At 53.2% G+C, this 26520-nt stretch carries 24 protein-coding genes; 8 read left to right on the top strand and 16 right to left on the bottom strand.

What is annotated here, in order from left to right; genetic code table 11:
* Positions 1–44: 44 nt before the first annotated feature.
* Positions 45–1349 carry an SLC13 family permease gene (locus tag HV346_RS22750; RefSeq protein WP_181621492.1) on the top strand — a complete coding sequence of 435 codons (1305 nt, stop codon included), beginning with the start codon at positions 45–47 and terminating at the stop codon, positions 1347–1349.
* 80 nt (positions 1350–1429) lie between these two features.
* Here HV346_RS22750 and tpiA read toward each other — a convergent pair whose 3' ends face one another.
* Positions 1430–2197, bottom strand: a complete 768-nt coding sequence (tpiA, locus tag HV346_RS22745) for a triose-phosphate isomerase (protein WP_010436926.1) — start codon at positions 2195–2197, stop codon at positions 1430–1432.
* Positions 2198–2308: 111 nt separating this feature from the next.
* Entirely contained in the window at positions 2309–2905 is a 597-nt protein-coding gene (locus HV346_RS22740) for a DUF1454 family protein (protein WP_181621491.1), read from the bottom strand.
* 112 nt (positions 2906–3017) lie between these two features.
* Between HV346_RS22740 and HV346_RS22735 the strand changes: the two genes are divergently transcribed.
* Positions 3018–3437: a DUF805 domain-containing protein gene (locus HV346_RS22735; RefSeq protein WP_181621489.1), complete on the top strand. Its 420-nt coding sequence runs from the start codon at positions 3018–3020 to the stop codon at positions 3435–3437.
* Here HV346_RS22735 and fpr read toward each other — a convergent pair whose 3' ends face one another.
* From fpr to HV346_RS22715, 4 genes are all read right to left on the bottom strand, one after another.
* A complete protein-coding gene (gene fpr, locus HV346_RS22730) occupies positions 3438–4184 on the bottom strand; it encodes a ferredoxin--NADP(+) reductase (protein WP_181621488.1) in 747 nt (248 codons plus the stop codon). It lies immediately after the preceding gene.
* 96 nt (positions 4185–4280) lie between these two features.
* A complete protein-coding gene (glpX, locus tag HV346_RS22725; protein ID WP_181621486.1) occupies positions 4281–5291 on the bottom strand; it encodes a class II fructose-bisphosphatase in 1011 nt (336 codons plus the stop codon).
* Between the two features lie 109 nt (positions 5292–5400).
* Positions 5401–6909: a glycerol kinase GlpK gene (gene glpK / locus HV346_RS22720; protein ID WP_181621484.1), complete on the bottom strand. Its 1509-nt coding sequence runs from the start codon at positions 6907–6909 to the stop codon at positions 5401–5403.
* 21 nt (positions 6910–6930) lie between these two features.
* The gene (locus HV346_RS22715) at positions 6931–7776 is read right to left on the bottom strand and encodes an MIP/aquaporin family protein (RefSeq protein ID WP_181621482.1); all 846 of its coding nucleotides are present in this window, start codon (positions 7774–7776) and stop codon (positions 6931–6933) included.
* Between the two features lie 398 nt (positions 7777–8174).
* Here HV346_RS22715 and zapB point away from each other — a divergent pair, with 398 nt between their 5' ends.
* On the top strand, positions 8175–8414 hold the full coding sequence (gene zapB / locus HV346_RS22710; protein ID WP_181621481.1) for a septal ring assembly protein ZapB: 240 nt from the start codon (positions 8175–8177) through the stop codon (positions 8412–8414).
* A gap of 96 nt (positions 8415–8510) precedes the next feature.
* Here the strand turns inward: zapB and rraA are convergent, their stop codons facing one another.
* The 7 genes from rraA to priA all read right to left on the bottom strand — a co-directional run bounded on the left by rraA (position 8511) and on the right by priA (position 16492).
* Positions 8511–8996, bottom strand: a complete 486-nt coding sequence (rraA, locus tag HV346_RS22705; RefSeq protein ID WP_181621479.1) for a ribonuclease E activity regulator RraA — start codon at positions 8994–8996, stop codon at positions 8511–8513.
* A gap of 92 nt (positions 8997–9088) precedes the next feature.
* The gene (gene menA / locus HV346_RS22700) at positions 9089–10015 is read right to left on the bottom strand and encodes a 1,4-dihydroxy-2-naphthoate polyprenyltransferase (RefSeq protein ID WP_181623859.1); all 927 of its coding nucleotides are present in this window, start codon (positions 10013–10015) and stop codon (positions 9089–9091) included.
* Positions 10016–10077: 62 nt separating this feature from the next.
* Positions 10078–11409 carry an HslU--HslV peptidase ATPase subunit gene (hslU, locus tag HV346_RS22695; RefSeq protein WP_181621478.1) on the bottom strand — a complete coding sequence of 444 codons (1332 nt, stop codon included), beginning with the start codon at positions 11407–11409 and terminating at the stop codon, positions 10078–10080.
* Between the two features lie 9 nt (positions 11410–11418).
* Positions 11419–11949: an ATP-dependent protease subunit HslV gene (hslV, locus tag HV346_RS22690; protein ID WP_014072345.1), complete on the bottom strand. Its 531-nt coding sequence runs from the start codon at positions 11947–11949 to the stop codon at positions 11419–11421.
* Positions 11950–12041: 92 nt separating this feature from the next.
* The gene (gene ftsN, locus HV346_RS22685; RefSeq protein WP_181621477.1) at positions 12042–13046 is read right to left on the bottom strand and encodes a cell division protein FtsN; all 1005 of its coding nucleotides are present in this window, start codon (positions 13044–13046) and stop codon (positions 12042–12044) included.
* A 93-nt stretch (positions 13047–13139) separates the two neighbouring features.
* A complete protein-coding gene (cytR, locus tag HV346_RS22680; RefSeq protein WP_181621476.1) occupies positions 13140–14165 on the bottom strand; it encodes a DNA-binding transcriptional regulator CytR in 1026 nt (341 codons plus the stop codon).
* A 131-nt stretch (positions 14166–14296) separates the two neighbouring features.
* Positions 14297–16492, bottom strand: coding sequence for a primosomal protein N' (priA, locus tag HV346_RS22675; RefSeq protein ID WP_181621475.1), 2196 nt, complete (start codon positions 16490–16492; stop codon positions 14297–14299).
* Positions 16493–16698: 206 nt separating this feature from the next.
* Here priA and rpmE point away from each other — a divergent pair, with 206 nt between their 5' ends.
* Positions 16699–16911 (top strand): 50S ribosomal protein L31, encoded by a 213-nt coding sequence (gene rpmE, locus HV346_RS22670; protein WP_181621474.1) that lies wholly within the window; start codon positions 16699–16701, stop codon positions 16909–16911.
* Positions 16912–16959: 48 nt separating this feature from the next.
* On the opposite strand, the gene metJ is transcribed toward rpmE, so the two are convergent.
* Positions 16960–17277: a met regulon transcriptional regulator MetJ gene (gene metJ, locus HV346_RS22665; RefSeq protein ID WP_007369220.1), complete on the bottom strand. Its 318-nt coding sequence runs from the start codon at positions 17275–17277 to the stop codon at positions 16960–16962.
* Between the two features lie 279 nt (positions 17278–17556).
* On the opposite strand from metJ, the gene metB reads away from it, so the two are divergent.
* From metB to katG, 4 genes are all read left to right on the top strand, one after another.
* Positions 17557–18717 (top strand): cystathionine gamma-synthase, encoded by a 1161-nt coding sequence (metB, locus tag HV346_RS22660; RefSeq protein ID WP_181621473.1) that lies wholly within the window; start codon positions 17557–17559, stop codon positions 18715–18717.
* Positions 18718–18719: 2 nt separating this feature from the next.
* On the top strand, positions 18720–21152 hold the full coding sequence (locus HV346_RS22655; RefSeq protein ID WP_181621471.1) for a bifunctional aspartate kinase/homoserine dehydrogenase II: 2433 nt from the start codon (positions 18720–18722) through the stop codon (positions 21150–21152).
* A gap of 259 nt (positions 21153–21411) precedes the next feature.
* A complete protein-coding gene (metF, locus tag HV346_RS22650) occupies positions 21412–22302 on the top strand; it encodes a methylenetetrahydrofolate reductase (protein ID WP_181621470.1) in 891 nt (296 codons plus the stop codon).
* Positions 22303–22510: 208 nt separating this feature from the next.
* Positions 22511–24685, top strand: coding sequence for a catalase/peroxidase HPI (gene katG / locus HV346_RS22645; RefSeq protein WP_181621469.1), 2175 nt, complete (start codon positions 22511–22513; stop codon positions 24683–24685).
* 52 nt (positions 24686–24737) lie between these two features.
* On the opposite strand, the gene HV346_RS22640 is transcribed toward katG, so the two are convergent.
* Both HV346_RS22640 and fsa read right to left on the bottom strand, forming a co-directional pair.
* Positions 24738–25841: a glycerol dehydrogenase gene (locus tag HV346_RS22640; RefSeq protein ID WP_181621468.1), complete on the bottom strand. Its 1104-nt coding sequence runs from the start codon at positions 25839–25841 to the stop codon at positions 24738–24740.
* 12 nt (positions 25842–25853) lie between these two features.
* On the bottom strand, positions 25854–26516 hold the full coding sequence (gene fsa / locus HV346_RS22635; RefSeq protein ID WP_181621467.1) for a fructose-6-phosphate aldolase: 663 nt from the start codon (positions 26514–26516) through the stop codon (positions 25854–25856).
* Between the last annotated feature and the right edge of the window lie 4 nt (positions 26517–26520).

Here is a 26520-nt window from a genome sequence, read left to right as displayed (position 1 = left end):
GCCTGTCGCCGTAGACTTGCTGAAAAAATCTACAGGAGACAGGTATGTCGCTCTGGTTTACTCACCCTCTGTTTCTGCCCTCGCTGATCGTTGGCATTACCATCGTGCTGTGGGCGACATCGCTCCTGCCGGAATTTATTACCGCGCTGCTGTTTTTTACGGCAGCGATGATGGCAAAAATTGCGCCCGCTGATGTGATTTTTGGCGGTTTCGCGTCGTCGGCATTTTGGCTGGTGTTCAGCGGATTTGTCCTCGGCGTCGCCATTCGTAAGACGGGTCTGGCGGACAGGGCCGCGCGGGCGCTGTCCGCCAAATTGACCGACTCCTGGCTGCTGATGGTAGCAAGCGTGGTATTGCTGAGTTACGCGCTGGCGTTTGTGATGCCGTCAAACATGGGGCGTATCGCGTTGCTGATGCCGATTGTGGCGGCGATGGCGAAACGCGCCAGTATTACAGACGGTTCACGGGCATGGTTTGGCCTGGCACTGGCTGTGGGCTTTGGTACATTCCAGCTCTCCGCAACGATTCTCCCCGCCAACGTGCCTAACCTCGTGATGAGCGGCGCGGCAGAAGGCTCTTATGGCATCCACCTGAACTACGTGCCGTATCTGCTGCTGCATACCCCTGTACTGGGGATCCTGAAAGGATTGATTCTGATTGGCCTGATCTGCTGGCTATTCCCTGGTAGCCCAAAACCGCCACAGGATCTTACGCCACCGGAACCAATGGGGTGTGATGAAAAACGTCTCGCCTGGCTGCTGGCGGTGGTGCTGGTGATGTGGGTTACGGAGAGCTGGCATGGAGTGGGGCCTGCGTGGACCGGTCTGGCGGCCTCGGTGATTGTTTTGCTGCCACGTATTGGTTTTATTACCGGGGAAGAGTTTTCGACGGGGGTGAATATGCGCACCTGTATCTATGTTGCAGGCATTCTTGGGCTGGCGATCACCGTGACGCAAACCGGTATTGGCTCTGCGGTTGGCGATGCTCTGCTGCAAGTGATGCCGCTTGATGCGGATAAACCCTTTACCAGCTTCCTGGCGCTCACTGGTATCACGACGGTGCTGAACTTCATCATGACTGCTAATGGCGTCCCGGCGCTATATACCACGCTGGCGCAGAGTTTTGCAGATGCAACTGGCTTTCCGCTGTTGTCGGTGATCATGATTCAGGTGTTGGGCTATTCCACACCGCTTCTGCCGTATCAGGCATCACCGATTGTGGTGGCTATGGGGCTAGGAAAAGTGCCGGCAAGGGCAGGGATGTTGCTTTGTCTGGCGCTGGCGGTCGCGACTTATCTGGTGCTGCTGCCGCTGGATTATGTGTGGTTTAGCCTCCTGGGCAAACTGTAAAAAAGCCCGGTAGCGCTAACGCTTACCGGGCCTTCTGTTTGGCGGGGCGAGTCAGCAAAGTGCTGACCGCCACAACAGCATTACGCCTGTTTAGCGGCTTCTGCTGCTTTAACAATCACCGCGAAAGCGTCAGCTTTCAGGGATGCACCGCCAACCAGCGCGCCATCGATGTCCGGCTGGGTGAACAGCTCTGCTGCGTTAGCCGCGTTTACAGAACCGCCGTACTGGATGATCACTTGCTCAGCCACTTTCGCGTCTGCTTTAGCAATGTGGTCACGGATAAATTTGTGGACAGCCTGAGCCTGAGCAGGGGTTGCAGATTTGCCTGTACCGATAGCCCATACTGGCTCGTACGCAATCACTGCACCTTCGAATGCTGCCGCGCCCTGAGTTTTCAGCACTGCATCGATCTGACGTGCACACACTTCTTCGGTTTTGCCTGCTTCGTTTTCTGCTTCGGTTTCACCGATGCACAGTACCGGGATCAGACCCTGCTCTTTCAGCACAGCAAATTTTTTCGCGATGAACTCGTCAGATTCTTTGTGGTAAGTACGACGCTCAGAGTGGCCGATGATGATGTATTTAGCACCGATATCTTTCAGCATTTCAGCAGATGTTTCGCCGGTGAATGCGCCAGACAGGTTAACGTCGACGTTCTGCGCGCCCAGCACGATGTGGCTGCCGTCTGCGGCGTGTTTAGCCAGATCCAGGTACATATCCGGCGGAGCGATGGCAACCGCACAGCCAGTGACACCAGCCAGCTCTTTACGCAGGTTCGCAACCAGCTCGTTTACCATGTGGCGGCTGCCGTTCAGTTTCCAGTTACCCATCACTAAAGGATGTCGCATTTCAATTCTCCACGCTTTGTCAGCGAATTAAGGAATATGGCCGCCCTGTCGGGCAGCATGGTCTGTGAATCAGTATAGAGATTTTCCCTCGAAAGGCTTTGCTTTTTGTCATTAATTCGCCCCTCCGAGTGCGTCAGATAGTGCCAGCTTAATCGGTTCAACAGCGAAGGTCAGTCCCTTTTCACCGTTATCTGCGACAACATAGCGAACAGCACCTTCCGTATCCGCGTAATAACGTTTGTTTTTGCCCAACGTGAGGAGCTTTTGCAGTTTTTGCTGGCTTTGCGCTTTGGTGAGTGCAGGTGTGAAAGCACGCAGGATGGCGCTCATATACTCAAGCGCTTTTGCCTTCGCCGCTTTTTGCTCTGGCCCTTGAATGGGTAGCCAGGTTATCTGCATGCTTTTAATTTTTAACGTGCCGCGCTCAAGTGCCGTGGAGGCGTATAAATTTTCATTAATTTTGCTGGCAGCGCGGGTCAGCGTTGGCGTGTCGCGAGCGCTATCAATGGCGCGAAATTCATCCAGTGGCAGCGTCGGGTTATCGCGATTGAAAGTTTCCCGAAACTGGCTAATGGACTGATCAAATGACGGCGCACCCGCCAGTAAATAAGGCGCAGTTGTCGGGGTAGTGGTGTCGGCGGCGTGCAGAGAAAAGCTGGCGCTCAGCGCTGTTAAACACAGTAAAAGAGAGTGAGCCCATCTTTTCATCAATAATGTCCCTGGTCGTAACTGTCCATGATTAAAACGATATCTGCTCGGCTTGTCAAAAGGTCACAACTCCAGGGTAAAATGCGCGTTATACGATAATAAGGAACCTTACATGACCATACAGCAGTGGTTGTTTTCATTCAAAGGGCGTATTGGACGCCGTGATTTTTGGATCTGGATGGTGACGTGGGTTGTTGCCATGCTGCTCCTGTTTTTCGTCGCCTATAATGCGTGGTTAAGCACGCAAACTGCGGCGTTTGCACTGGTGTGCCTGCTCTGGCCAACGGCGGCGGTTGTCGTGAAACGCCTTCACGATCGCGGACGTTCGGGGCTGTGGGCTTTGCTGGTTGTGCTGGCGTGGATGCTGGTGGCAGGTAACTGGTCAATGCTGCCATCAATTTTACCCTGGGCCGTGGGGAAACTCGTTCCGGCGATCATCTTTGTGATGATGATTATCGATCTGGGCGCGATGGTCGGCTCCCAGAACGAAAACAAGTACGGTAAAGATACGCTTGAGGTGAAGTACCGCTGATCACCAGTAGTGTTCAGCGGTCATGTGGCCCGGTCGACGACGAAGGTGCTTCGTCATTTGTCGGGTCTCTTTCAGGAGTTGTTGTGTGTCTCGCACCATCTGCGGATTTCCGCACAGCATCACGTGGCTGGTTTCGGTATTCATCGGCAGACCAACAACCTCTTCCAGCGTACCACTCTCAATCAATGCCGGGACGCGCCCGGTCAGTGAACCTGCGGCGGTTTCACGGCTGACAACAGTCTGGATCCTGAGTTTCCCGCCATACTGTTTTTCCAGTTCCTGCATCAATGGCAGATAGCTCAGGTCTGCGGCATAGCGTGCGGCGTGAACCAGTACGATATTTTTAAACCGTTCCAGATCGTTTCCGTACTGCAGAATCGAAAGATAAGGGCCAATGGCTGTACCGGTTGCCAACATCCAGAGAGTTTCACAATCCGGAATTTCATCCAGCACGAAGAAACCAGCCGCTTCACTCACAATCTGCACGTCATCGCCAGGTTTTAGCGCGGCGAGGCGTGGGCTGAGTTTGCCGTCCGGGACGGTGACAAGATAAAACTCAAGGTCCGGGTTATCCGGTGCGTTGACGTAAGAATATGCGCGCTGCACGCGCTCGCCGTCGACATCCAGACCCAGTTTGGCAAATTGCCCGGCCGTAAACGGCTGAACGGGGGCATGCACGGTGAGGCTAAAGAGCGCATCGGTCCAGAATTGTACCTTTGTGACTTTACCTGTTACCCAGTCCGCCATGATCTTCTCCTGTGCTGTTTCTCTGTTCTATCTTCCGTACTTGTGGTGAAGATTTCCAGCCCATTTGGGCTGGAAAGCTCTATCGATCAAACGGTTTTACAGAATGTGGGTCTGCACGTCAGGGTCTTTGCGATCGAGATAATGGATAGACTGAATACGGCGGATAGTGCGTGATTTTCCGCGGATCAGCAGCGTTTCAGTTGTTGCCATATTGCCCTTGCGGGTAATGCCGTCCAGCAGATCGCCTTTGGTAATACCGGTCGCCGAGAAAATAACATTATCACTGCGGGCCATCTCATCCAGTGAAAGTACTTTATTGGCTTCAATCCCCATTGCTTCGCAACGTGCCAGCTCTTGTTCGCCAATACGGCGGTTTTCTTCGCTGTCGCCTTTAACATCATGACGAGCCAATAGACGAGCCTGCATATCACCATCCAGCGCACGGATAACGGCGGCAGATACGACGCCTTCAGGCGCACCGCCGATGCCGTAAAGCACATCCACTTCACTGTCTGGCATACAGGTCAGAATTGAGGCGGCAACGTCGCCATCAGGGATCGCAAACACGCGCACGCCGAGCGTTTGCATCTGAGCGATGGTGGCATCGTGGCGCGGTTTCGCCAGAATGGTCACGGTGAGCTCGCTAAGCGGTTTATTCAGTGCAGCGGCGATATTGCGCAGGTTCTCTTCCAGCGGAAGGCTGAGGTCAATAGCGCCTTTTGCACCCGGGCCGACAATCAGCTTTTCCATGTACATATCGGGCGCATTGAGAAAGCAGCCTTTATCACCCACAGCCAGTACCGCCAGCGCATTGGCCTGGCCCATCGCGGTCATTCGCGTGCCTTCGATGGGGTCGACTGCGATATCAACGGCATCTCCTTTGCCGGTCCCGACTTTTTCACCGATGTAGAGCATGGGGGCTTCGTCAATTTCGCCTTCGCCAATGACAATCGTGCCATCAATGTTGACCTGATTAAGCATAATGCGCATGGCATGGACGGCTGCACCGTCAGCGATATTTTTATCGCCACGGCCCAACCATTTATAGCCAGCCAGAGCGGCGGCTTCGGTTACGCGGGAAAATTCGATAGCAAGTTCACGTCTCATTTGATACTCGTGCAGTCAAAAGGAATTGCACGAAGTTTATCACAGAGTGGAGAGGGGCGCGGTCTGGGTAACCCTCTCCCCAAAGGGGAGAAGGTGAGGGTGAGGGGAATTACTCTTCGTGGTCTTCCCACGCCAGAGCGCGTTTCACCGCTTTCTTCCAGCCGCTGTAGCGGACGTTTCGCTCGGTAGTTTCGATCCCCGGACGGAATTCGCGTTCGATAACCGCTTTTTCCTGCAATTCATCCAGATTCTGCCAGAAGCCGACGGCCAGGCCAGCAAGATAGGCCGCACCTAACGCGGTAACTTCGCGCACTTCTGGACGTTCTACGCGAGTACCCAGAATGTCGGACTGGAACTGCATCAGGAAGTTGTTAGCGACAGCGCCGCCATCTACGCGCAGTGCGTGTAGACGGATACCGGAGTCAGCCTGCATTGCTTCCAGTACATCGCGGGTCTGATAAGCGATGGATTCCAGCGTCGCGCGGATGATGTGGTTAGAGTTCACCCCACGCGTCAGGCCGAAAATCGCGCCACGCGCATACGGATCCCAGTACGGAGCGCCCAGGCCAGTGAAAGCAGGTACGACATACACGCCGTTGGTGTCCTTCACTTTGGTGGCAAAGTACTCAGAATCAAATGCATCGCTGATGAGTTTCATCTCATCGCGCAGCCACTGAATGGATGCGCCAGCCATAAATACTGCACCTTCCAGCGCGTAGTTCACTTCACCACGTGGACCGCAGGCGATAGTGGTCAGCAAGCCGTTTTCTGATTTCACCGCTTTCTCGCCGGTATTCATCAGCATAAAGCAGCCCGTTCCGTAGGTGTTTTTCGCCATGCCTTCTTTGACGCACAGTTGGCCAAACAGGGCCGCCTGCTGGTCACCCGCAATACCAGCGATAGGAATACGTGTGCCGCCTTTACCCCCGATGTTGGTCTGACCATAGACTTCGGAAGACTTACGTACGTCTGGCAGCATGGCGCGCGGGATGTCCAGCGCGTCCAGCATTTTGTCATCCCATTCGAGCGTGTTGATGTTGAACAGCATGGTACGCGAGGCGTTGGTGTAATCGGTAACGTGGACGCGTCCCTGGGTCATCTTCCAGATAAGCCAGGTGTCCACGGTTCCGAACAGCAATTCACCGCGTTTAGCACGTTCACGTGAGCCTTCCACGTGATCCAGAATCCACTTCACTTTTGTGCCAGAAAAATACGGGTCAACCACCAGACCGGTTGCGCTACGAACATACTCTTCCATGCCGTCACGCTTCAGTTGCTCACAGATTTCTGCGGTACGACGGCACTGCCAGACGATAGCGTTGTAAATTGGTTTACCGGTTTCACGCTCCCACACAACGGTTGTTTCACGCTGGTTGGTAATACCAATCGCCGCAATTTCGTCTGAACTGATATCGGCCTTCGCCAGGACTTCTACCAGTGTAGAGCTTTGCGTTGCCCAGATTTCCATTGGGTCGTGCTCTACCCAGCCTGGACGCGGGTAGATTTGCTCGAATTCGCGCTGTGATACGCTGACGATATTCGCATCATGATCCATTACGACCGCGCGGGAGCTGGTAGTGCCCTGGTCGAGCGCAACGATATATTTTTTTTCGGTCATGGTTTTTGTCCCGTAGTCAGATTACAGCGAAGCTTTTGGTTGTGCGGCAGAAGTCATGTCCTTCTCCTCTTCCACACAGGTGTCGCACGGTAAGTGGCGACCAATTAATTTGCGATAGCCGAATGCACCCAGCGCAGCCCCTACGATTGGGCCAAACAGTGGCACCAGGAAGTAAGGAATATCTTTACCGCCGGTGAAGGCTACGTCACCCCATCCTGCAAAGAAGGCGAAGGTTTTTGGGCCAATATCACGTGCCGGGTTCATCGCAAAGCCCGTTAATGGGCCCATTGATGCACCAATCACCGCAATCAGCAGACCAATCAACAACGGGGCCAGTGGCCCACGTGGGATGCCGTTACCATCATCACCCAGCGCCATAATGACGCCCATCAGGATAGCGGTAATCACCATTTCAACCGCGAAGGCCTGCACAAAATTGATATGCGGGTTCGGATACGTTGAGAAGATACCTGCCAGATCAAGACTTTCGACACTGCCGCGCACCATATGATGCGTCTGTTCGAAGTCGATGAAAAGATTGTAATAAAGCCCGTAAACTAATGCTGCTGCGCAAAATGCGCCGGCAAATTGTGAAACGATGTAAGGTACAACTTTGCGTCGGTCGAAGCACGCGAACAGCCACAACGCGATGGTCACCGCCGGGTTAAGATGTGCACCGGAAACCCCTGCAGTCAGGTAAATGGCCATTGCCACACCCAGACCCCAGATAATACTGATTTCCCACTGACCGAAACTGGCCCCGGCCACTTTCAGTGCAGCAACACAGCCTACCCCGAAGAAAATCAACAACCCGGTACCAAGGAACTCGGCGATGCACTGGCCTTTTAAGGTTGATGTTTGACTCATAATCGGATCCTGAAGAAAAATGAATGTTTATTGTTAGCGCGACCGCCCGTGACAGCCACGATGTCCTGTAGACATGGTGTTAATTTATCGTTAACGAGCGAAAACGAGAAATATCGAAATCAAAATGTGTGTACTGCGTCATAAAATGAGCGTTTTCGCGCCATAAAGCGCGTTTTTGCATCAAAGTAAGAATGTGAGCTGAATCATTTCATTAACGAATCTATTAACAATTTAGGGGTATATGGTGCGAACGCACCAGGACCAGGCCGAAAAGTGTTGCAAACCGCGATCTACGCGGTGTGCCGCTGGACAGGGGAGGCGGGGCTTCATACAATCGGCATATATATGATGCGCGTTTACGTTAAAGCGTCGCCTTGCAATTCAGGAGAGGTAGGATCATGTCTTTAGAAGTGTTTGAGAAACTGGAATCGAAAGTACAGCAGGCGATTGACACCATCACGCTGCTGCAAATGGAAATTGAAGAGCTGAAAGAGAAGAACAACACGCTGTCGCAGGAAGTGCAGTCTGCTCAGCATGGTCGCGAAGAACTTGAACGCGAAAACAGTCAACTGCGTGAGCAGCAAAGCGGCTGGCAGGATCGTCTGCAGGCGCTGTTGGGACGTATGGAAGAGGTCTAATTTCTTTCGGGAAATGCAGATGAACATAAGCCGGGTAAGGCGTCGCCGCCACCCGGTTTTTTTTATGGTTCACGCGAAATGCGTTGAAACTCTTTGTTACTCGATATCCAGCGGATCTTCGGAAAGGATAATGCCGGTATTATCGGCATAGAGGTGGTCGCCAGAGAAGAAGGTTACGCCGCCGAAATTGACACGCACGTCGCTTTCACCGATGCCTTCACCACTTGCACCAACCGGGATGGCCGCGATGGCCTGAATACCAAGGTCCAGCTCTTCCAGGTCATCCACCTGGCGCACTGAGCCATATACCACAATCCCTTCCCACTCGTTTTGCACGGCAAGACGGGCAAGGTCTGCATCGATCAATGCACGACGCACAGAGCCGCCACCATCAACCAGCAGAATGCGGCCACGGCCATTTTGTTCGAGGAGATCGTACAGCAACCCATTATCCTCGAAACATTTCACCGTGATGATTTGTCCGCCAAACGACGACCGTCCCCCAAAGTTGGAAAACAGAGGTTCTACGACGTTGACATCTTCCTGATAGATGTCGCAAAGCTCGGAGGTATCGTATTTCATAGGCTTAACGTTCAGTTGCTGCGAATGTTTTCAGTATATCGCGCGAATTGCATTGTTGGCAAAATCATCAATTGTTAATTGATATTTGTCAGTTAACGGATCGTCTGACTTAAGATAATCCCTATTACGAACAACAGGTTAGTCAGTAATGCCCCTTTGACTGTACGCTCCAGCATGGGAGGCATGGCCGCTGGGTTAAGTTCACGCAGCACAAAACGTGCCTGCTTAATGAGTAACGGCGCGGCCAAAACAAACAGCCAGCCCCAGATGCTGTGCAGAGAAATCAGGTTAAACAGTGCCAGACAGACCAGGGCGCCAGTCAGCAGGCAGGCGTGATAACGGCGAGCATTTACCGGGCCCAGACGTACCGCCAGCGTGTTTTTACCGTTCTCACGGTCACTCTCGATATCGCGCAGATTATTAATATTCAGTACGGCTGCTGCCAGAAGACCACACGCCGTTGCGGGTAAGAAAAGTGCGGGAATCAGTGTATGCGCCTGTAAATACCAACTCCCCATGACACTTAGCCAGCCAAAAAAGACTAATACGGAAATATCACCCAGACCAATGTAACCATAGGGTCGCGTGCCCACCGTATAAGTGATGGCCGCGACGATGGCGAGGATACCCAACACCATAAAGCCAATGAAATCAGCCGGCGTTTTACAGGCGACCGAGACCAGTGCTAACCCAGAGAGGCAAATTAATACCACGGTGATAATCAGCGCGCGTTTCATCTGTGCCTGGGTGATCACCCCTTTTTGCATCCCACGAAGCGGCCCAATACGATCGGGTTTGTCGCTGCCTTTGACGGCATCGCCATAGTCATTGGCAAGGTTCGAGAGGATTTGCAGTAAGCCTGCTGTGATAAGCGCCAGCCCGGCAACCAGAGGGTCGAAATAACCTTGCCACCAGGCGAGAGCGGAGCCTACGACAATCGCGGCAAATGCCAGAGGGAGTGTTTTAGGGCGAAGACTTTCGAGCCACGCCTGAGTACGGCTGATATCAGTCATAGTTATTTAGCCAATAAAAATGGGGCTTTTCAGCCCCATTAACAGTGATGAGAATGCAGTAACCGCGATTATAGGATAAAACGGCTCAGATCTTCATCTGCCACTAACGCATCCAGATGCTTACTCACATAATCTGCGTCAATGGTAATGCTTTGACCGCTCAGGTCGCTGGCATCATAAGAGATATCTTCCACCAGACGTTCCAACACGGTATGCAGACGTCGAGCACCGATGTTTTCGGTGGTTTCATTTACCTGCCATGCTGCCTGAGCGATGCGTTTAATCCCGTCTTCGGTGAACTCAATGTTCACACCTTCAGTCGCCATCAGTGCTTTGTATTGCACAGTGATGGAGGCATTCGGTTCAGTCAGAATACGTTCAAAATCTTCGGTGGTCAGCGCCTGAAGCTCGACACGAATCGGCAGACGACCCTGCAACTCTGGGATCAGGTCAGACGGGCTGGCAATCTGGAACGCGCCGGAAGCAATAAACAGAATATGGTCGGTTTTGACCATCCCGTGTTTAGTGGAGACGGTGCAGCCTTCTACCAGTGGCAGCAGGTCGCGCTGTACACCTTCACGGGAAACGTCCGGGCCGGATGCATTGCCGCGTTTACAGATTTTGTCGATTTCGTCGATAAACACGATGCCGTGTTGCTCAACCGCATCAATAGCATCTTGTTTCAGCTCTTCCGGGTTCACCAGTTTCGCTGCTTCTTCTTCAATCAGCAGCTTCATCGCGTCTTTGATTTTCAGCTTACGCGGTTTCTGCTTCTGGCCGCCCAGGTTCTGGAACATAGACTGCAGCTGGTTGGTCATCTCTTCCATACCCGGAGGCGCCATGATTTCAACGCCCATCGGTGCAGCGGCAAGGTCGATCTCAATCTCTTTATCGTCTAACTGGCCTTCGCGCAGTTTTTTGCGGAATGCCTGGCGTGCAGCAGACGGTTCCTGAGGCTGTTCGGATTGACCCCAGTTGTTTTTAGCCGGTGGGATCAACACGTCCAGAATACGCTCTTCGGCCAGTTCTTCGGCACGATAGCGGTTTCTCTCGATGGCCTGAACACGCACCATCTTGATGGCAGAGTCGGTCAGATCACGGATGATGGAGTCAACTTCTTTCCCCACATAGCCCACTTCTGTGAACTTAGTGGCTTCGACTTTGATGAATGGCGCGTTGGCCAGCTTCGCCAGACGACGGGCAATTTCGGTTTTACCGACACCGGTAGGGCCAATCATCAGAATGTTTTTTGGGGTCACTTCGTGACGCAGCTCTTCATCAAGCTGCATACGACGCCAGCGGTTACGCAGGGCGATCGCCACAGAACGCTTAGCGTTGTCCTGGCCGATAATGTGTTTATTCAGCTCGCTGACAATTTCGCGTGGGGTCATTTCAGACATGGGAGATCCTTACGCTTTAGAGGTCAATTCTTCGATGGTGTGGTTGTGGTTGGTATAGATGCAGATATCCCCTGCAATATCCAACGCCTTCACAGCAATATCACGCGCGTTCATGTCCGTGTTTTCCAACAGAGCGCGGGCTGCGGCCTGGGCGTACGGGCCACCAGAGCCAATAGCAATCAGGTCATTTTCTGGCTGAATGACATCACCATTACCGGTGATAATCAGCGAAGCAGTCTCATCGGCCACAGCCAGCAGTGCTTCCAGCTTGCGCAGCATGCGGTCGGTACGCCAGTCTTTCGCCAGTTCCACGGCAGCCTTTACCAGATGACCCTGATGCATTTCCAGCTTACGTTCAAACAGTTCAAACAGCGTGAAGGCGTCCGCTGTACCGCCCGCAAAACCGGCGATCACTTTGTCGTTATACAGACGACGCACTTTTTTCACGTTGCCTTTCATGACGGTATTACCCAGCGTGGCCTGGCCATCACCGGCGATTACCACCTGGCCGTTACGGCGTACACTTACTATTGTTGTCACGAGCAGACCCCCTGGTTACATATTCGGAATAAGGGCCCTGAGCCAGTGCTCAGGGCTGAATAGAATGATAGATGGGGGGGATTTTGGGGGTTTCAACCCCCAGAGGCGAGACGAATGCAGTTTGTGTGACCTGCCATCTTCAGACGGGATATTGTGCCGTCTGCATTTTCTTTGCCTTTGACCGGACCAATCACGACGCGATTCCAGCCGTTATTGGTGGTAATGCGTGAATCAAACCCTTCGAAAGCTAATTGCGCACGTACGGTCTCTGCCTGGTCAGCGCCTTTAAACGAACCACACTGTACCATCCAGCGACGTTCGTCTTTTTTCTCTGCGGTTTGTTTCGGTGCTTCTGTCTCGTGCGTAACCGGTGCGGCAGGTTGCGTTTTTGGCTGCTGCGCGGTGGTGTGTGCAGGCGTTTGCAACAGATCCTGATACGGCTGCGCCTGAGCAGTTTGTTTCTGCGGCTGTGCTTTTGGCGGCTGCGAAACAGGCTGGGTCTGCGCTGTACGAACTTGCTGCTGTTGCGGCTGCTGGTATGGCTGTTCCGTTACGCGCGGTTGCGTACGGGGTTGCTGCACCGGCTGGGTTTGCGCCCATTGCTGCTGTTGAATCTGTTGCTGAGCCTGACGACGCTGTAACGTTTGCTGGCGCTGCTCTGGCGTTTGTTCATTCCACGGAACTTCGTTCAGTTGCGTGGGTTGCTGGCGCATATCGGCCTGCATTTGTGCCAGCAACTGACGTTGCTCATCGGTCAACTGATTCGGGTTTACGACTTCACCACCGGCAGACGGTTCAGTCGGCGCGCGAACGCCAGGCTGTCGGCTTTCCAGCTCTTTAATATAACGCCAGCGCTCTTCAGGTTTTGGCGGTAAGCCATTTCCGGCCACTTTATTACCCTGAAGCGCCTCAGAATCTTCTTTTTTATGATGGGTGATAAAGTAAAGCCCACCAATAAAGGCCACCAGTACAGCCGCGGCAATAGCGACCATTGCTGGTGAGACAGCAGACAGGCTACGTTGCTTGCTCCGTGAACTACTCTTTTTGCGTCGCGAAGGTGCCGGCTGGCCGCGACGTACATAATCTCGTTGTGCCACTATCGTTTCGCTGTATTTATTCGTTCGTCAGCCCGCCATGTTACTTAAGCGGCGGGGCTTTGACCAGATAAGGGTGTCCTAAAGACATTTACTTTAAGTCAATGCCTGGGTCGAACCGCGAACGATCAATTCGCAGTCCAGCAGACGTGATCCGCTGCTAACCGTTTGACCATGCAGTTGATCCAGCAGCAAAAGCATAGCTTCACGGCCAATGTCATAGCGAGGTTGTGCGACAGTTGAGAGAGGTGGATCGCAAAATTCCGATAATGAAATATTATCAAAACCAATAATCGACAAATCTTTTGGTACGCGCAGTCCGCGACGTTTGGCATAGGACAATGCTCCTAATGCCATCACGTCACTGTGGCAGAACACGGCGGTAGGAGGTTCGGGTAATGCCAGCAATTTTTCCAGCGCCAGTCCGCCTGCTTCGAAGGTGAAATTACCGCGTGCGATATAGTGCGGATTGACGGTTGCTCCGGTGCGGCGCAACGCCTGAACATACCCCTGTAAGCGGTAATGGCATAAGGGCATCTCTTCAGGCCCGGCAATACAACCGATACGTTTGTGTCCCAGTTCCTGGAGATAGTTTACGGCGTTAAATGCAGCCGTCAGGTTATCGATATGGACGGTGGGCAGTTCCAGTTCAGGGGCAAATTCGTTGGCCATGACCATCGGCGGTAAATTGCGTTGTTCTTCAATGCTGGCATCAAAGGGCAGACGAGAGCCGAGCAACAGCATGCCGTCGATCTGTTTAGTGATAATGAGATCGATAAAGGTCTTTTCCTGCTGGTTCTGGTGAGCGCAATCACCAATCAGTACCAGATAACCTTGTTCAGCCGCCGTGACTTCGATACCACGGATAATTTCGCTGAAAAAGGGATCGCAGATGTCCGGTACAATCACCAGAATCGTTCGCGATTCATTGCGCTTCACGTTACGTCCCATAGCCTGAGGGAAATAACCGACTTCCAGCGCCGCCTGTTCCACCCGGTTACGGGTTGCCTGGGAGACTTTGTCCGGATTCATTAATGCGCGGGACACGGTTGCCGTCGAAACTTGTGCTTTCTCGGCAACGTCTTTCATGGTCGCTGTCGCAACCTCTTTCCTGGACTTCAACGTCTTCTCCTCGCCTAACCACCGAACTTCTGACGTCTTCATTTTTACAGATAGTTTATGGAAGCGGTTACAGAATTTTCATAAAAAGTGTGAGGTTCGTTAAATTTTTTCGATCCATCTCGCATCACTCATTAGCCTTCAATCGGATCGACGTCGAGAACCCACTTTACCTTGCGTGCTTCTGGCAGCGTATTGATCAATGCCAGCGTTCCGCTGACGATATGTTGCAAACGGATACGGGAAGGATGCTGGAGTAAAATTTGCCAGCGAAAACGGCCACCCCGTTTTGGCGCGAGTGCCGGTACTGGCCCCAAAACCCACAGCTGATTATCGACCAGAGGGCTGGCTTGTAGCAGATTACGCAACTGTTGCAGAAAAAGCGGCGCTTGCTGATTGTTATGATCTTCGGCGCGGATAATGACGTGGCTGGTCCAGGGGGGCAGTTGCATTGTCTGGCGTTCTGCGAGCGCCTGCTCAGCAAATTCGTCATAGCCCTTATGCAACAGGGTTTGCAGCAACGGATGTTCCGGGTGGTGCGTTTGCAGAACCACTTCGCCCTGTTTTCCTGCTCGTCCCGCACGTCCGGCGACCTGAGTATAAAGCTGTGCAAAGCGTTCTGCAGAACGGAAATCGGCTGAGAATAATGCGCCATCAACATCCAGCAGGGCCACCAAAGTAACATCCGGGAAGTGATGTCCTTTTGCCAGCATCTGCGTACCAATCAGAATGCGTGCTCCGCCGCGATGGACTTCGGCCAGCTGTTGTTCCAGTGCCCCTTTGCGGCTGGTGGTATCACGGTCGATACGCGAGATTGGCACGTCGGGGAAAAAAGGCGCCAGGGACTGTTCCAGTTGCTCAGTACCCAGTCCGACCGGAACCAGATGCGTTGATCCGCATGATGGACACTGGCGAGGAACCGGGCGCTGGCTGTCACAGTGGTGGCAGCGCAAATGACGTTGTGCCTGATGCAACGTATAGTAATGGTCGCAACGTGGGCATTCTGCTGTCCAGCCACAGTCGTGGCACAGCAGTGCCGGTGCAAATCCGCGTCGGTTAAGGAACAAAATTACCTGGTTATTCGCCTGCAAATGCTGGCGCATTCTGGCGATCAATGCAGGGGCTAGCCCGGCTTGTACCTGCTGACCTTTCAGATCCAACACATGCTGAATGGCCGGGCGTGCATTCCCGGCGCGGCGGGTCAGGCGCAACATGTGGTATTTCCGCTGGCGCACATTGTGCAGCGTTTCCAGGGCTGGTGTGGCTGAACCGAGGATAATCGGGATTTGTTCACTGTGGGCGCGGTAAACGGCAAGATCACGTGCGTGGTAGCGCCAGCCTTCTTGTTGTTTATATGAGCTGTCGTGCTCTTCATCTATAACGATGACACCCAGATTTTTGAACGGCGTAAACAGCGACGAACGCGTGCCTATCACGATAGCCGCTTCGCCATTTTTAGCTTTGAGCCAGGCGCTGAGGCGTTCGCTGTCGTTTAAACCCGAGTGCAGTACTTCAACGGGCGCGTTAAAGCGTTCGCGAAAACGGGCGATAGTTTGCGGTGTCAGACCGATTTCCGGAACCATAACCAGAGCTTGTTTACCCTGGGCGAGCACATTTTCCAGAACGCTAAGATAGACTTCGGTTTTACCTGAACCGGTCACTCCCGCCAGAAGCCAGGCGGAAAAATGATCCGATGCGCTATGGATTGCGCCCACGGCGGTGGCCTGTTCAGTGTTAAGCCGCAGGCGTTCACCCGGCACGGCAAAGCTGTTGCGCCAGTCCTGAAGTGCCGGTGCTTCGCTTGCCAGTTCACTCAGACCTTTTTTACGCAGTGCCTGAAGTGCTGCGTCATTAAAGTCCAGAGCTTCAACCTGGTGACGCCATACGCGTCCCTGACGAAGTGCAGCCAGGGCCTGTTGCTGTTTTGGCGAACGTTTCAGGCTGTTAATGTCTACCGCTTGCCCCTGTTCGGTGGCAAACCAGTACCACATTGGTGCATGGCTGGCGTCTTTGCCCTGACGCAGTAAAATCGGAAGCGCGTGAAAGAGCACATCGCCAATTGGGTGATGGTAGTAATCTGCCGCCCACAGCAGGAGCCGCCAGACGCTCATCGAAAATACCGGTTCGTTGTCCAGTACGTCGACAACACATTTCAGTTCGTTGAGGGGCAGTTCACTTTTATCACTCACCGCCACGACGATCCCTACGCGCTGCTGTTTGCCAAAGGGCACAGTCACGCGACAGCCTGCTTTGGCATTCATGCTGTCAGGCAGCAGGTAGTCAAAGGTTCGCGGAAGCGGAACGGGCAGGGCAACGTGGGCGACGGGCATCGAATCTTCCTGACTTGAAAAGTGGCGCGTTAGTATACACATTAGTCTCTGGTGGCGTGCGGATCAGTTTGCATACGGTGGTCAAATTCTGTATGATTCGCCGCCTTTGATGCGCTTTATGCTGTGTCAAAGCCTATACTATTAACATCGCGTGGTGTCTGGCGTTAGGGCTGGAAGAGCGACGCGGCCTTAACTGAGGTTCTCCCATGAAAAAAGATATTCACCCGAAATACGAAATGATTACTGCAAACTGTTCTTGCGGTAACGCGATCCAAATCCGCTCTACTGTGGGTCACGATCTGAACCTGGACGTGTGCGGCCAGTGCCACCCGTTCTACACTGGTAAGCAGCGTGATGTTGCAACCGGTGGCCGTGTTGACCGCTTCAACAAGCGTTTCAGCATCCCGGGCGCTAAATAAGCACCCCGAAAAAAAAGCGCCGAAAGGCGCTTTTTTTGCATCTGCACATCAGTATTCCCACGTATCTGGGTCGATACCCAGTTCACGCATGATCACCTTCGCCTCTTCCGGAATTTCATCACTGCGCTCTTTGCGCAGATCTTCATCGTTAGGCAACGGTTGACCGGTAAACGCATGCAGAAACGCTTCGCACAGCAGTTCGCTGTTGGTTGCGTGGCGCAGGTTGTTCACCTGACGACGCGTACGTTCATCGGTGAGGATCTTTAACACCTTCAGAGGAATGGATACCGTAATTTTCTTTACTTGCTCACTCTTCTTACCGTGCTCAGCGTATGGGCTGATATATTCGCCGCTCCATTCAGCCATGAGATACCTTTAATCCTCTCTGTCATTAATCTAAAGGTGCAAAGCCGCGTGTACTCAGGGGTTTTGAACCGTAATCTTACGTAGTTTACCGTAGAGACGATACCGTGGCACGAATATTGCCGCTGCAGCGTGCACTAAAGCATATAATTTTAACGGCTATTTGCGCATTGCTCAATCTATACGCAAAGAAGTTTAGATGTCCAGATGTATTGACGTCCATACTTTCAATGTTTACTCTGATGGCTAACTTTTCCCCTAATTAGCCAGGAAGCCTTCACCATGACGCGTAAACAGGCCACCATCGCAGTGCGTAGCGGATTGAATGATGACGAGCAATACGGCTGTGTTGTCCCGCCGATTCATCTTTCCAGTACCTATAACTTCACCGGATTTAATGAACCCCGCGCACATGACTATTCGCGTCGTGGCAACCCTACGCGTGATGTCACCCAGCGGGCGCTGGCTGAGCTGGAAGGTGGTGCGGGTGCGGTGCTAACCAACACCGGGATGTCGGCTATTCATCTGGTGACTACGGTCTTCCTGAAACCTGGCGATTTGCTGGTTGCGCCACACGACTGTTATGGCGGCAGTTACCGTCTGTTCGATAGCCTGGCAAAACGCGGGTGTTATCGCGTGTTGTTTGTTGATCAAAACGACGAACAGGCACTGAAACAGGCATTGGCAGAGAAACCGAAGCTGGTTTTAGTGGAAAGTCCAAGCAATCCGTTGCTGCGCGTTGTCGATATTGCGAAAATTTGTCAGCTCGCAAGGGATGCGGGAGCGATAAGTGTAGTGGATAATACGTTCCTCAGTCCGGCCCTTCAGAACCCGCTGGCACTGGGTGCGGATCTGGTATTGCATTCATGCACTAAATATCTAAACGGTCACTCTGATGTGGTCGCAGGTGTGGTGATTGCGAAAGATCCGGATGTTGTCACCGAACTGGCATGGTGGGCCAATAACATTGGCGTGACCGCGAGTGCGTTCGACAGCTATCTACTGTTACGCGGAATTCGTACACTTTCGCCTCGTATGGAAGTGGCACAGCGCAATGCTCAGGCGATTGTTGATTTCCTGCAAACACAGCCGCTGGTGAAAAAGCTGTATCACCCGTCGTTGCCGGAGAATCAGGGGCACGAGATTGCCGCGCGTCAACAAAAGGGTTTTGGCGCAATGTTAAGTTTTGAACTGGATGGCGATGAGCAAACACTACGTCGTTTCCTGAGCGGGTTGTCATTGTTTACGCTGGCAGAATCGTTAGGCGGGGTCGAAAGCTTGATCTCCCACGCCGCGACCATGACACACGCAGGTATGGCACCAGAAGCACGTGCCGCCGCCGGGATTTCTGAGACGCTGCTGCGTATCTCAACCGGTATTGAAGATTCTGAAGATTTAATTGCCGATCTGGAAAATGGCTTCCAGGTCGCAGCCAAGGGGTAATCATGAGTGTGATAGCGCAGGCAGGGGCGAAGGGTCGCCAACTGCACAAGTTTGGTGGTAGTAGTCTTGCTGATGTGAAGTGTTACCTGCGTGTCGCGGGGATCATGACAGAGTATTCTCAGCCGGGGGACATGATGGTTGTCTCTGCGGCTGGCAGCACCACCAACCAGTTGATTAGCTGGCTGAAATTAAGTCAGACCGATCGCCTTTCTGCGCATCAGGTTCAACAGTCATTACGCCGTTATCAGAGCGAACTGATTGCCGGTTTGCTACCAGCCGATGTAGCTGACGGCCTGATCAGCGCTTTTATCCACGATCTTGAGCGTCTGGCAGCACTGCTGGATAGCGGGATCACCGATGCGGTCTATGCCGAAGTTGTGGGGCATGGTGAGGTGTGGTCTGCACGCCTGATGGCGGCTGTCCTGCAACAGCAAGGGCTGGAAGCTGCATGGCTGGACGCGCGTGATTTCCTGCGCGCTGAACGTGCCGCACAACCGCAGGTGGATGAAGGCTTATCTTATCCCTTGCTGCAACAACTCCTGGTTCAGCATCCGGGTAAACGCATTGTGGTCACGGGATTTATTAGCCGCAGTAACGCCGGTGAAACGGTGCTGTTGGGGCGTAACGGTTCTGACTACTCAGCAACGCAAATTGGTGCGCTGGCAGGTGTTTCACGCGTCACCATCTGGAGTGATGTGGCGGGGGTTTATAGCGCTGACCCGCGCAAGGTCAAAGATGCTTGCTTGCTGCCGTTACTGCGTCTGGACGAAGCCAGCGAACTGGCGCGCCTGGCTGCGCCGGTCCTGCACGCCCGTACGCTGCAACCTGTTTCGGGCAGTGATATCGACCTGCAATTACGCTGTAGCTACACGCCGGATCAAGGTTCCACGCGTATTGAGCGAGTGCTGGCCTCCGGTACTGGCGCACGCATTGTCACCAGCCACGATGATATCTGTCTGATTGAGTTTCACGTGCCTGCGGGCCAGGATTTCAAACTGGCGCATAAGGATGTCGACACGATCCTGAAACGTGCTCAGGTCCGTCCGCTGGCTGTCGGGGTGCACAATGACCGCCAGTTGCTGCAATTCTGCTACACCGCCGAAGTGGCTGATAGCGCCCTGAAAATCCTGGATGAAGCGGGGTTACCGGGTGAGCTTCGTCTGCGTCAGGGGTTGGCGCTGGTGGCGATGGTGGGGGCAGGTGTCACCCGTAACCCACTGCACTGTCACCGTTTCTGGCAGCAGTTGAAAGGCCAGCCGGTGGAGTTTACCTGGCAGTCGGAAGAGGGCATTAGCCTGGTGGCTGTTCTGCGTAAAGGTCCGACGGAGAGCCTGATTCAGGGTCTGCATACCACACTGTTCCGTGCTGAAAAACGTATCGGGCTGGTGCTTTTCGGTAAAGGTAACATTGGCTCTCGCTGGCTGGAACTGTTTGCGCGTGAGCAAATTACTTTGTCGGCACGTACCGGTTTTGAATTTGTACTGGCAGGTGTTGTGGATAGCCGCCGTAGCCTGCTGAACTACGAAGGATTGGACGCCAGCCGTGCGCTTGCCTTCTTTAATGATGAAGCGGTTGAACAGGATGAAGAGTCACTGTTCCTGTGGATGCGTGCGCATCCGTACGATGATCTGGTGGTGCTTGATGTTACTGCCAGCGAACAGCTTGCCGATCAGTACCTGGACTTCGCCAGCCATGGTTTCCACGTGATTAGCGCCAATAAACTGGCTGGGGCCAGCAGTACGGACAAATATCGTCAGATCCACGACGCGTTTGAAAAAACCGGGCGTCATTGGCTCTATAACGCGACGGTCGGTGCGGGGCTGCCGGTCAACCATACCGTACGGGATTTGATTGATAGCGGTGACAGCATTCTGGCAATCAGCGGTATCTTCTCTGGTACGCTTTCCTGGCTGTTCCTGCAGTTCGACGGTACTGTGCCGTTCACCGATCTGGTGGACCAGGCATGGCAGCAAGGGCTGACTGAACCAGACCCACGCGTTGACCTTTCCGGTAAAGATGTCATGCGTAAGCTTGTGATTCTGGCTCGTGAGGCGGGCTACGACATTGAACCCGGCCAGGTGCGTGTTGAATCGCTGGTTCCGGCCGGTTGCGAGGAGGGGTCGGTTGATCACTTCTTTGAAAATGGCGAAGAGCTGAACGATCAGATGGTACAACGCCTGGAAGCTGCGCGTGAAATGGGTCTGGTGCTGCGCTATGTCGCGCGTTTTGATGCCAATGGTAAGGCGCGAGTTGGTGTGGAAGCGGTCCGCCCGGAACATCCGTTAGCGGCGCTACTCCCGTGCGATAATGTTTTCGCCATCGAAAGCCGTTGGTATCGTGATAATCCGCTGGTTATCCGTGGCCCAGGGGCGGGGCGTGATGTTACTGCTGGTGCAATCCAGTCCGACATCAACCGTTTGGCTAACCTGCTGTAACCCTTTCTTTTTCCTCTCCCTTACGAAGATAGGATGGTTTTCTCCCTCTTTCTGAGGGAGAGGACTTGAGGGCGGGTGGACAGACTGCACCCACCCACCATCATGAACGTTCCTCATCTTCCCTGAGCAATCCTCACTGTTATTGGTGATTATTTCTGTTGACGCCATCCCGCTTTTCCGTCATTTTTACATCTGGACGTCTAAACGTATAGAAGTTCGAAACACAACAAACAATGACACGCGATTGATGAGGTAAGGTATGAGCTTTTTTCACGCCAACCAGCGGGAAGCCCTGAATCAGAGCCTGGCCGAAGTAAACGGCCAGATTAACGTCTCTTTTGAATTTTTCCCGCCGCGCACCAGTGAAATGGAGCAAACCCTGTGGAGCTCTATCGATCGCCTGAGCAGCCTGAAGCCTAAATTCGTCTCCGTAACCTACGGAGCCAACTCGGGTGAACGTGACCGTACGCACAGCATCATCAAAGGCATTAAAGATCGTACGGGTCTTGAAGCTGCCCCTCACCTGACCTGTATTGATGCAACCCGTGACGAGTTACGGGCAATTGCTCAGGATTACTGGGACAGCGGCATTCGCCATATTGTTGCCTTGCGCGGTGACCTGCCTCCTGGCAGCGGAAAGCCTGAGATGTACGCAACGGATTTGGTGGCGTTGCTGAAAGAAGTGGGCGATTTTGATATTTCGGTCGCTGCATATCCTGAAGTTCACCCGGAAGCAAAAAGCGCGCAGGCGGATCTGCTCAACCTGAGACGTAAAGTGGATGCGGGTGCAAACCGCGCGATCACGCAGTTCTTCTTTGATGTGGAAAGTTATCTGCGTTTTCGTGACCGCTGTGTCTCTGCCGGTATCGATGTTGAAATTATTCCAGGCATTCTGCCGGTCTCTAACTTTAAACAGGCTAAAAAATTCGCCGATATGACCAACGTGCGCATTCCTCTGTGGATGTCTAAAATGTACGAAGGGCTGGAGGATGACCCAGAAACACGCAAGCTGGTGGGGGCGAATATCGCGATGGACATGGTGAAGATTTTAAGTCGTGAAGGAGTGAAGGATTTCCACTTCTATACACTGAACCGCGCGGAGATGAGTTACGCCATTTGCCACACGCTCGGCGTTCGACCTGGCGTGTAAGAATAAAGCCCTCTTCGGAGGGTTTTTTGATTTATAAGGGTTTTATTTTCCTGCCATTTCAGCGATGCTGCCTTTGACGTACAAAAGTCACATATTTTCCATGTGAAATTAAACGGAATTAACTATCGAATCTGTGGGTTATCTCAACTATACCTTATCAATAAGGGCATATATCGTAACGGTAACACTGTAAAGGGAGCACAAGAGCATGTCAGACGATACCAACAACACGTCATCTACCGGCAAATGTCCTTTTCATCAGGGCGGCCACGATCAGAGCGCAGGAGCAGGTACAACAAGCAGCGACTGGTGGCCAAAACAACTCCGTGTAGATCTTCTTAATCAGCATTCCAGTCGTTCTAACCCATTGGGTGAAGACTTCGACTATCGCAAAGAATTCAGCAAACTCGATTACTCTGCCCTGAAGGGCGATCTCAAAGCACTCTTAACCGACTCTCAACCGTGGTGGCCTGCCGACTGGGGCAGCTATGCGGGCCTGTTTATTCGCATGGCCTGGCACGGTGCTGGTACTTATCGCTCCATTGATGGGCGCGGTGGTGCAGGACGCGGTCAACAGCGTTTTGCGCCGCTGAACTCCTGGCCGGATAACGTAAGCCTCGATAAAGCCCGCCGTCTGTTGTGGCCTATCAAGCAGAAATATGGCCAGAAAATTTCCTGGGCTGATTTGTTTATCCTGGCGGGCAACGTCGCGCTTGAAAACTCAGGCTTCCGTACGTTTGGCTTTGGCGCGGGGCGTGAAGACGTCTGGGAACCTGATCTGGACGTAAACTGGGGTGATGAAAAAGCCTGGCTGGCGCATCGTGATCCTGAAGCTCTGGCCAAACGACCATTAGCCGCAACCGAAATGGGCCTGATTTACGTCAACCCGGAAGGACCCAATGCCAGCGGTGAACCTCTGTCTGCGGCGGCGGCTATCCGTGCCACCTTTGGCAATATGGGGATGGACGATGAAGAGACGGTCGCGTTGATTGCGGGCGGTCACACACTGGGTAAAACACACGGTGCTGGCGAAGCGACTCATGTAGGCGCTGACCCGGAAGCTGCACCCATTGAGTCTCAGGGCCTGGGCTGGGCAAGCACTTACGGCAGCGGTGTCGGCGCGGATGCCATTACCTCTGGTCTGGAAGTGGTCTGGACGCAAACCCCGACCCAGTGGAGTAACTACTTCTTCGAAAACCTGTTCAAATATGAGTGGGTACAAACGCGCAGCCCGGCTGGTGCTATCCAGTTCGAAGCCATTGATGCACCAGACCTGATTCCTGACCCGTTCGATCCATCGAAAAAACGCAAGCCGACCATGCTGGTTACCGACCTGACGCTGCGTTTTGACCCTGATTTCGAGAAGATTTCCCGTCGCTTCCTGAACGATCCGCAAGCATTTAACGAGGCCTTTGCCCGTGCATGGTTCAAGCTGACGCACCGCGATATGGGACCAAAAGCACGTTACATTGGCCCGGAAGTTCCAAAAGAAGATCTGATTTGGCAGGACCCGCTGCCGCAGGCTGTGTTCAATCCTTCAAAAGAGGATATCGATAACCTGAAGGCGGAGATTGCTGCATCCGGTTTGTCAGTGAGCGAACTGGTCTCTGTGGCCTGGGCATCGGCTTCGACTTTCCGTGGCGGTGATAAACGTGGTGGCGCTAACGGCGCGCGTCTGGCCCTGGCTCCACAACGCGACTGGGATGTGAATGCGGCTGCGATTCGTGCATTACCGGCTCTGGAAGCTATTCAGCGCACCACCAATAAAGCCTCACTGGCTGATATTATTGTGCTGGCGGGTGTCGTCGGTGTTGAGCAAGCGGCAAAAGCTGCTGGTGTTTACGTCAACGTACCGTTTACGCCAGGTCGTGTGGATGCACGGCAGGATCAAACGGATATCGAGATGTTTAACCTGCTTGAACCGATTGCCGATGGTTTCCGTAACTATCGTGCGCAGGTTGATGCATCAACCACAGAATCTCTGTTGATTGATAAAGCGCAGCAACTGACCCTGACCGCGCCAGAGCTGACTGTGTTGGTCGGTGGGTTACGTGTTCTGGGCGCTAACTTTGACGGTAGCCAGAACGGTGTCTTTACCGATCGTGTGGGTGTCCTCAGCAATGATTTCTTCGAGAATCTGCTGGATATGCGCAACGAGTGGAAAGCAACGGATGAGTCCGCAGAGCTGTTCGAAGGGCGCGATCGTCTGAGCGGTGAAGTGAAACACACGGCAACGCGTGCTGACCTGGTGTTTGGTTCTAACGCTGTGCTGCGTGCTCTGGCCGAAGTTTATGCCAGCAGCGATGCCAGCGAGAAGTTTGTCAGAGACTTCGTCGCGGCATGGGTGAAAGTCATGAACCTCGACCGTTTCGATCTGCAGTAATTGATGCTCATAAAAAACCCCGCCGATGCGGGGTTTTTTATTATCGAGCAGCTTATTCCCACTCATGCAAAAAACGCTGGCCGTACTGATCAGCGACCAGTAACGCGGCATAAACCTGATCCGCTGATGCTCCACCTGGCATATTGTGAATGGTTTCACCTTCAGCGCAGGAAGCCTCTGCAACCAGGCGCATTTTCGCCGGGATATCCTCTTTGATATTTAGCTGTGCCAGAGTAATAGGCAGGCCCACGCTGTGGCAAAGTGCAGCAACCGTCTCTATCTCTTCAACAGGTGCATTTTCCAGAACCAACTGAGTGAGCGTGCCAAATGCGACTTTCTCACCATGATAGAAATGGTGTGCATCCGGGATGGCGGTCATACCGTTATGAATAGCGTGTGCGGCAGCCAGGCCACCACTTTCAAAGCCTACACCGCTCAGATACGTATTGGCTTCGATTATGCGTTCAAGCGCAGGAGTGACTACGTGCTGCTCCGCTGCCAGCATTGCTTTTTCACCCTCTTCAACCAGGGTGTTGTAACACAGCTCAGCAAGGGCTAATGCAGCCTGGGTGCATTTACCACCCGCCATCGTGGTCGCTCCGCTACGCGAGCAGGCTCGGGCTTCGAACCATGTCGCCAGTGCATCACCAATCCCGGCAGCCAACAGACGTGCTGGCGCACCCGCAACCACTTTGGTATCGACAATCACCATGTTTGGGTTATGCGGCAGCATCAGGTAGCGATCAAACTCGCCATTGTCGGTGTAAATAACGGAAAGGGCGCTGCATGGCGCGTCGGTTGAGGCAATCGTCGGCGCAATGGCAACGGGAACGTCCATAAAGTGCGCCAGTGCTTTTGCGGTATCAAGCGTTTTGCCGCCGCCAATTCCCAGCACGGCCATGCAGTCTGCACTGTCTGCCAGTTTTCTCAGACGATCGATTTCATTTTGTGAACATTCGCCCCCAAAGGGTGCAATTTCAACGTGAAGATCTGCTTCCTTGAAACTTTTCCGTAATGTCTCTTCTGCAAAGCCCAGAACAAATTTATCGCCCACAACCAGCCAGCGTTTTGCCAGTGGTTTCAGATAGTCGCCGAGGCGAGTGAGAGCATCAGCACCCTGGATATATTTTCCTGGCGATTGAATGATACGGTCCATAACATATCTCCCTTAGAGGTTGAGGTTACCAAACGCGTTTTTCCAGTCTTGCTCGAACTTCTCTATTGCTGACTCTACCGCCGGAGTCCCGAGCATTTGTTGCGCTACATCTAAAGGAAGTGTGATTGCCTCACATCCAGCGAGCAGACAGTCAAGCGCCTGACGGGGAGTCTTGAAGCTGGCGGCCAACACCTTGCTTTCTGGCGCGTGAAGTTCCAGCAGTGATTGCAGCTCTTGCACCATACGAATACCGTCACCGCCTTGCGCATCGACGCGATTAACATACGGCGCGACATATTTTGCCCCTGCCAGTGCAGCCAGCAAACCTTGTGCTGCGCTATAAACAGCCGTTCCCAGTGTGGTAATACCTTCTTTCTTCAGCGTTTTAATCGCGATAAGCCCCTGAGCTGTTACCGGGATTTTAACCACAATATCCGGCACGGCGTTGTTCAGGCGTTTGGCTTCAGCCACCATGCCTTCCGCGTCGCGGCTCATGGTTTGAGCAAACAGAATGCCTTCAGGCCCAATGGCTTTTTGCAGGCGTGGTAATACGTCCCAGATGGACTCTCGGCTGGCAGCCACAATGCTTGGGTTAGTGGTTACACCCGCAATCGGAAAAATGCGAGCCAGGCGTTCGACTTCTGCTACGTTGGCGGTATCCAGATACAATTCCATCACT

The sequence above is a fragment of the Enterobacter sp. RHBSTW-00994 genome, assembly GCF_013782625.1.
Lineage (GTDB): Bacteria > Pseudomonadota > Gammaproteobacteria > Enterobacterales > Enterobacteriaceae > Enterobacter.
This window is presented reverse-complemented; position numbering and strand designations above follow the sequence as displayed.

Bases quoted from the DNA above. Each gene is read 5' to 3' on its own strand.
- HV346_RS22750 (WP_181621492.1), top strand. From the start codon at position 45: ATGTCGCTCTGGTTTACTCACCCTCTGTTTCTGCCCTCGCTGATCGTT.
- tpiA (WP_010436926.1), bottom strand. From the start codon at position 2,197: ATGCGACATCCTTTAGTGATGGGTAACTGGAAACTGAACGGCAGCCGC.
- HV346_RS22740 (WP_181621491.1), bottom strand. From the start codon at position 2,905: ATGAAAAGATGGGCTCACTCTCTTTTACTGTGTTTAACAGCGCTGAGC.
- HV346_RS22735 (WP_181621489.1), top strand. From the start codon at position 3,018: ATGACCATACAGCAGTGGTTGTTTTCATTCAAAGGGCGTATTGGACGC.
- fpr (WP_181621488.1), bottom strand. From the start codon at position 4,184: ATGGCGGACTGGGTAACAGGTAAAGTCACAAAGGTACAATTCTGGACC.
- glpX (WP_181621486.1), bottom strand. From the start codon at position 5,291: ATGAGACGTGAACTTGCTATCGAATTTTCCCGCGTAACCGAAGCCGCC.
- glpK (WP_181621484.1), bottom strand. From the start codon at position 6,909: ATGACCGAAAAAAAATATATCGTTGCGCTCGACCAGGGCACTACCAGC.
- HV346_RS22715 (WP_181621482.1), bottom strand. From the start codon at position 7,776: ATGAGTCAAACATCAACCTTAAAAGGCCAGTGCATCGCCGAGTTCCTT.
- zapB (WP_181621481.1), top strand. From the start codon at position 8,175: ATGTCTTTAGAAGTGTTTGAGAAACTGGAATCGAAAGTACAGCAGGCG.
- rraA (WP_181621479.1), bottom strand. From the start codon at position 8,996: ATGAAATACGATACCTCCGAGCTTTGCGACATCTATCAGGAAGATGTC.
- hslU (WP_181621478.1), bottom strand. From the start codon at position 11,409: ATGTCTGAAATGACCCCACGCGAAATTGTCAGCGAGCTGAATAAACAC.
- priA (WP_181621475.1), bottom strand. From the start codon at position 16,492: ATGCCCGTCGCCCACGTTGCCCTGCCCGTTCCGCTTCCGCGAACCTTT.
- rpmE (WP_181621474.1), top strand. From the start codon at position 16,699: ATGAAAAAAGATATTCACCCGAAATACGAAATGATTACTGCAAACTGT.
- metJ (WP_007369220.1), bottom strand. From the start codon at position 17,277: ATGGCTGAATGGAGCGGCGAATATATCAGCCCATACGCTGAGCACGGT.
- metB (WP_181621473.1), top strand. From the start codon at position 17,557: ATGACGCGTAAACAGGCCACCATCGCAGTGCGTAGCGGATTGAATGAT.
- HV346_RS22655 (WP_181621471.1), top strand. From the start codon at position 18,720: ATGAGTGTGATAGCGCAGGCAGGGGCGAAGGGTCGCCAACTGCACAAG.
- metF (WP_181621470.1), top strand. From the start codon at position 21,412: ATGAGCTTTTTTCACGCCAACCAGCGGGAAGCCCTGAATCAGAGCCTG.
- katG (WP_181621469.1), top strand. From the start codon at position 22,511: ATGTCAGACGATACCAACAACACGTCATCTACCGGCAAATGTCCTTTT.
- HV346_RS22640 (WP_181621468.1), bottom strand. From the start codon at position 25,841: ATGGACCGTATCATTCAATCGCCAGGAAAATATATCCAGGGTGCTGAT.
- fsa (WP_181621467.1), bottom strand. From the start codon at position 26,516: ATGGAATTGTATCTGGATACCGCCAACGTAGCAGAAGTCGAACGCCTG.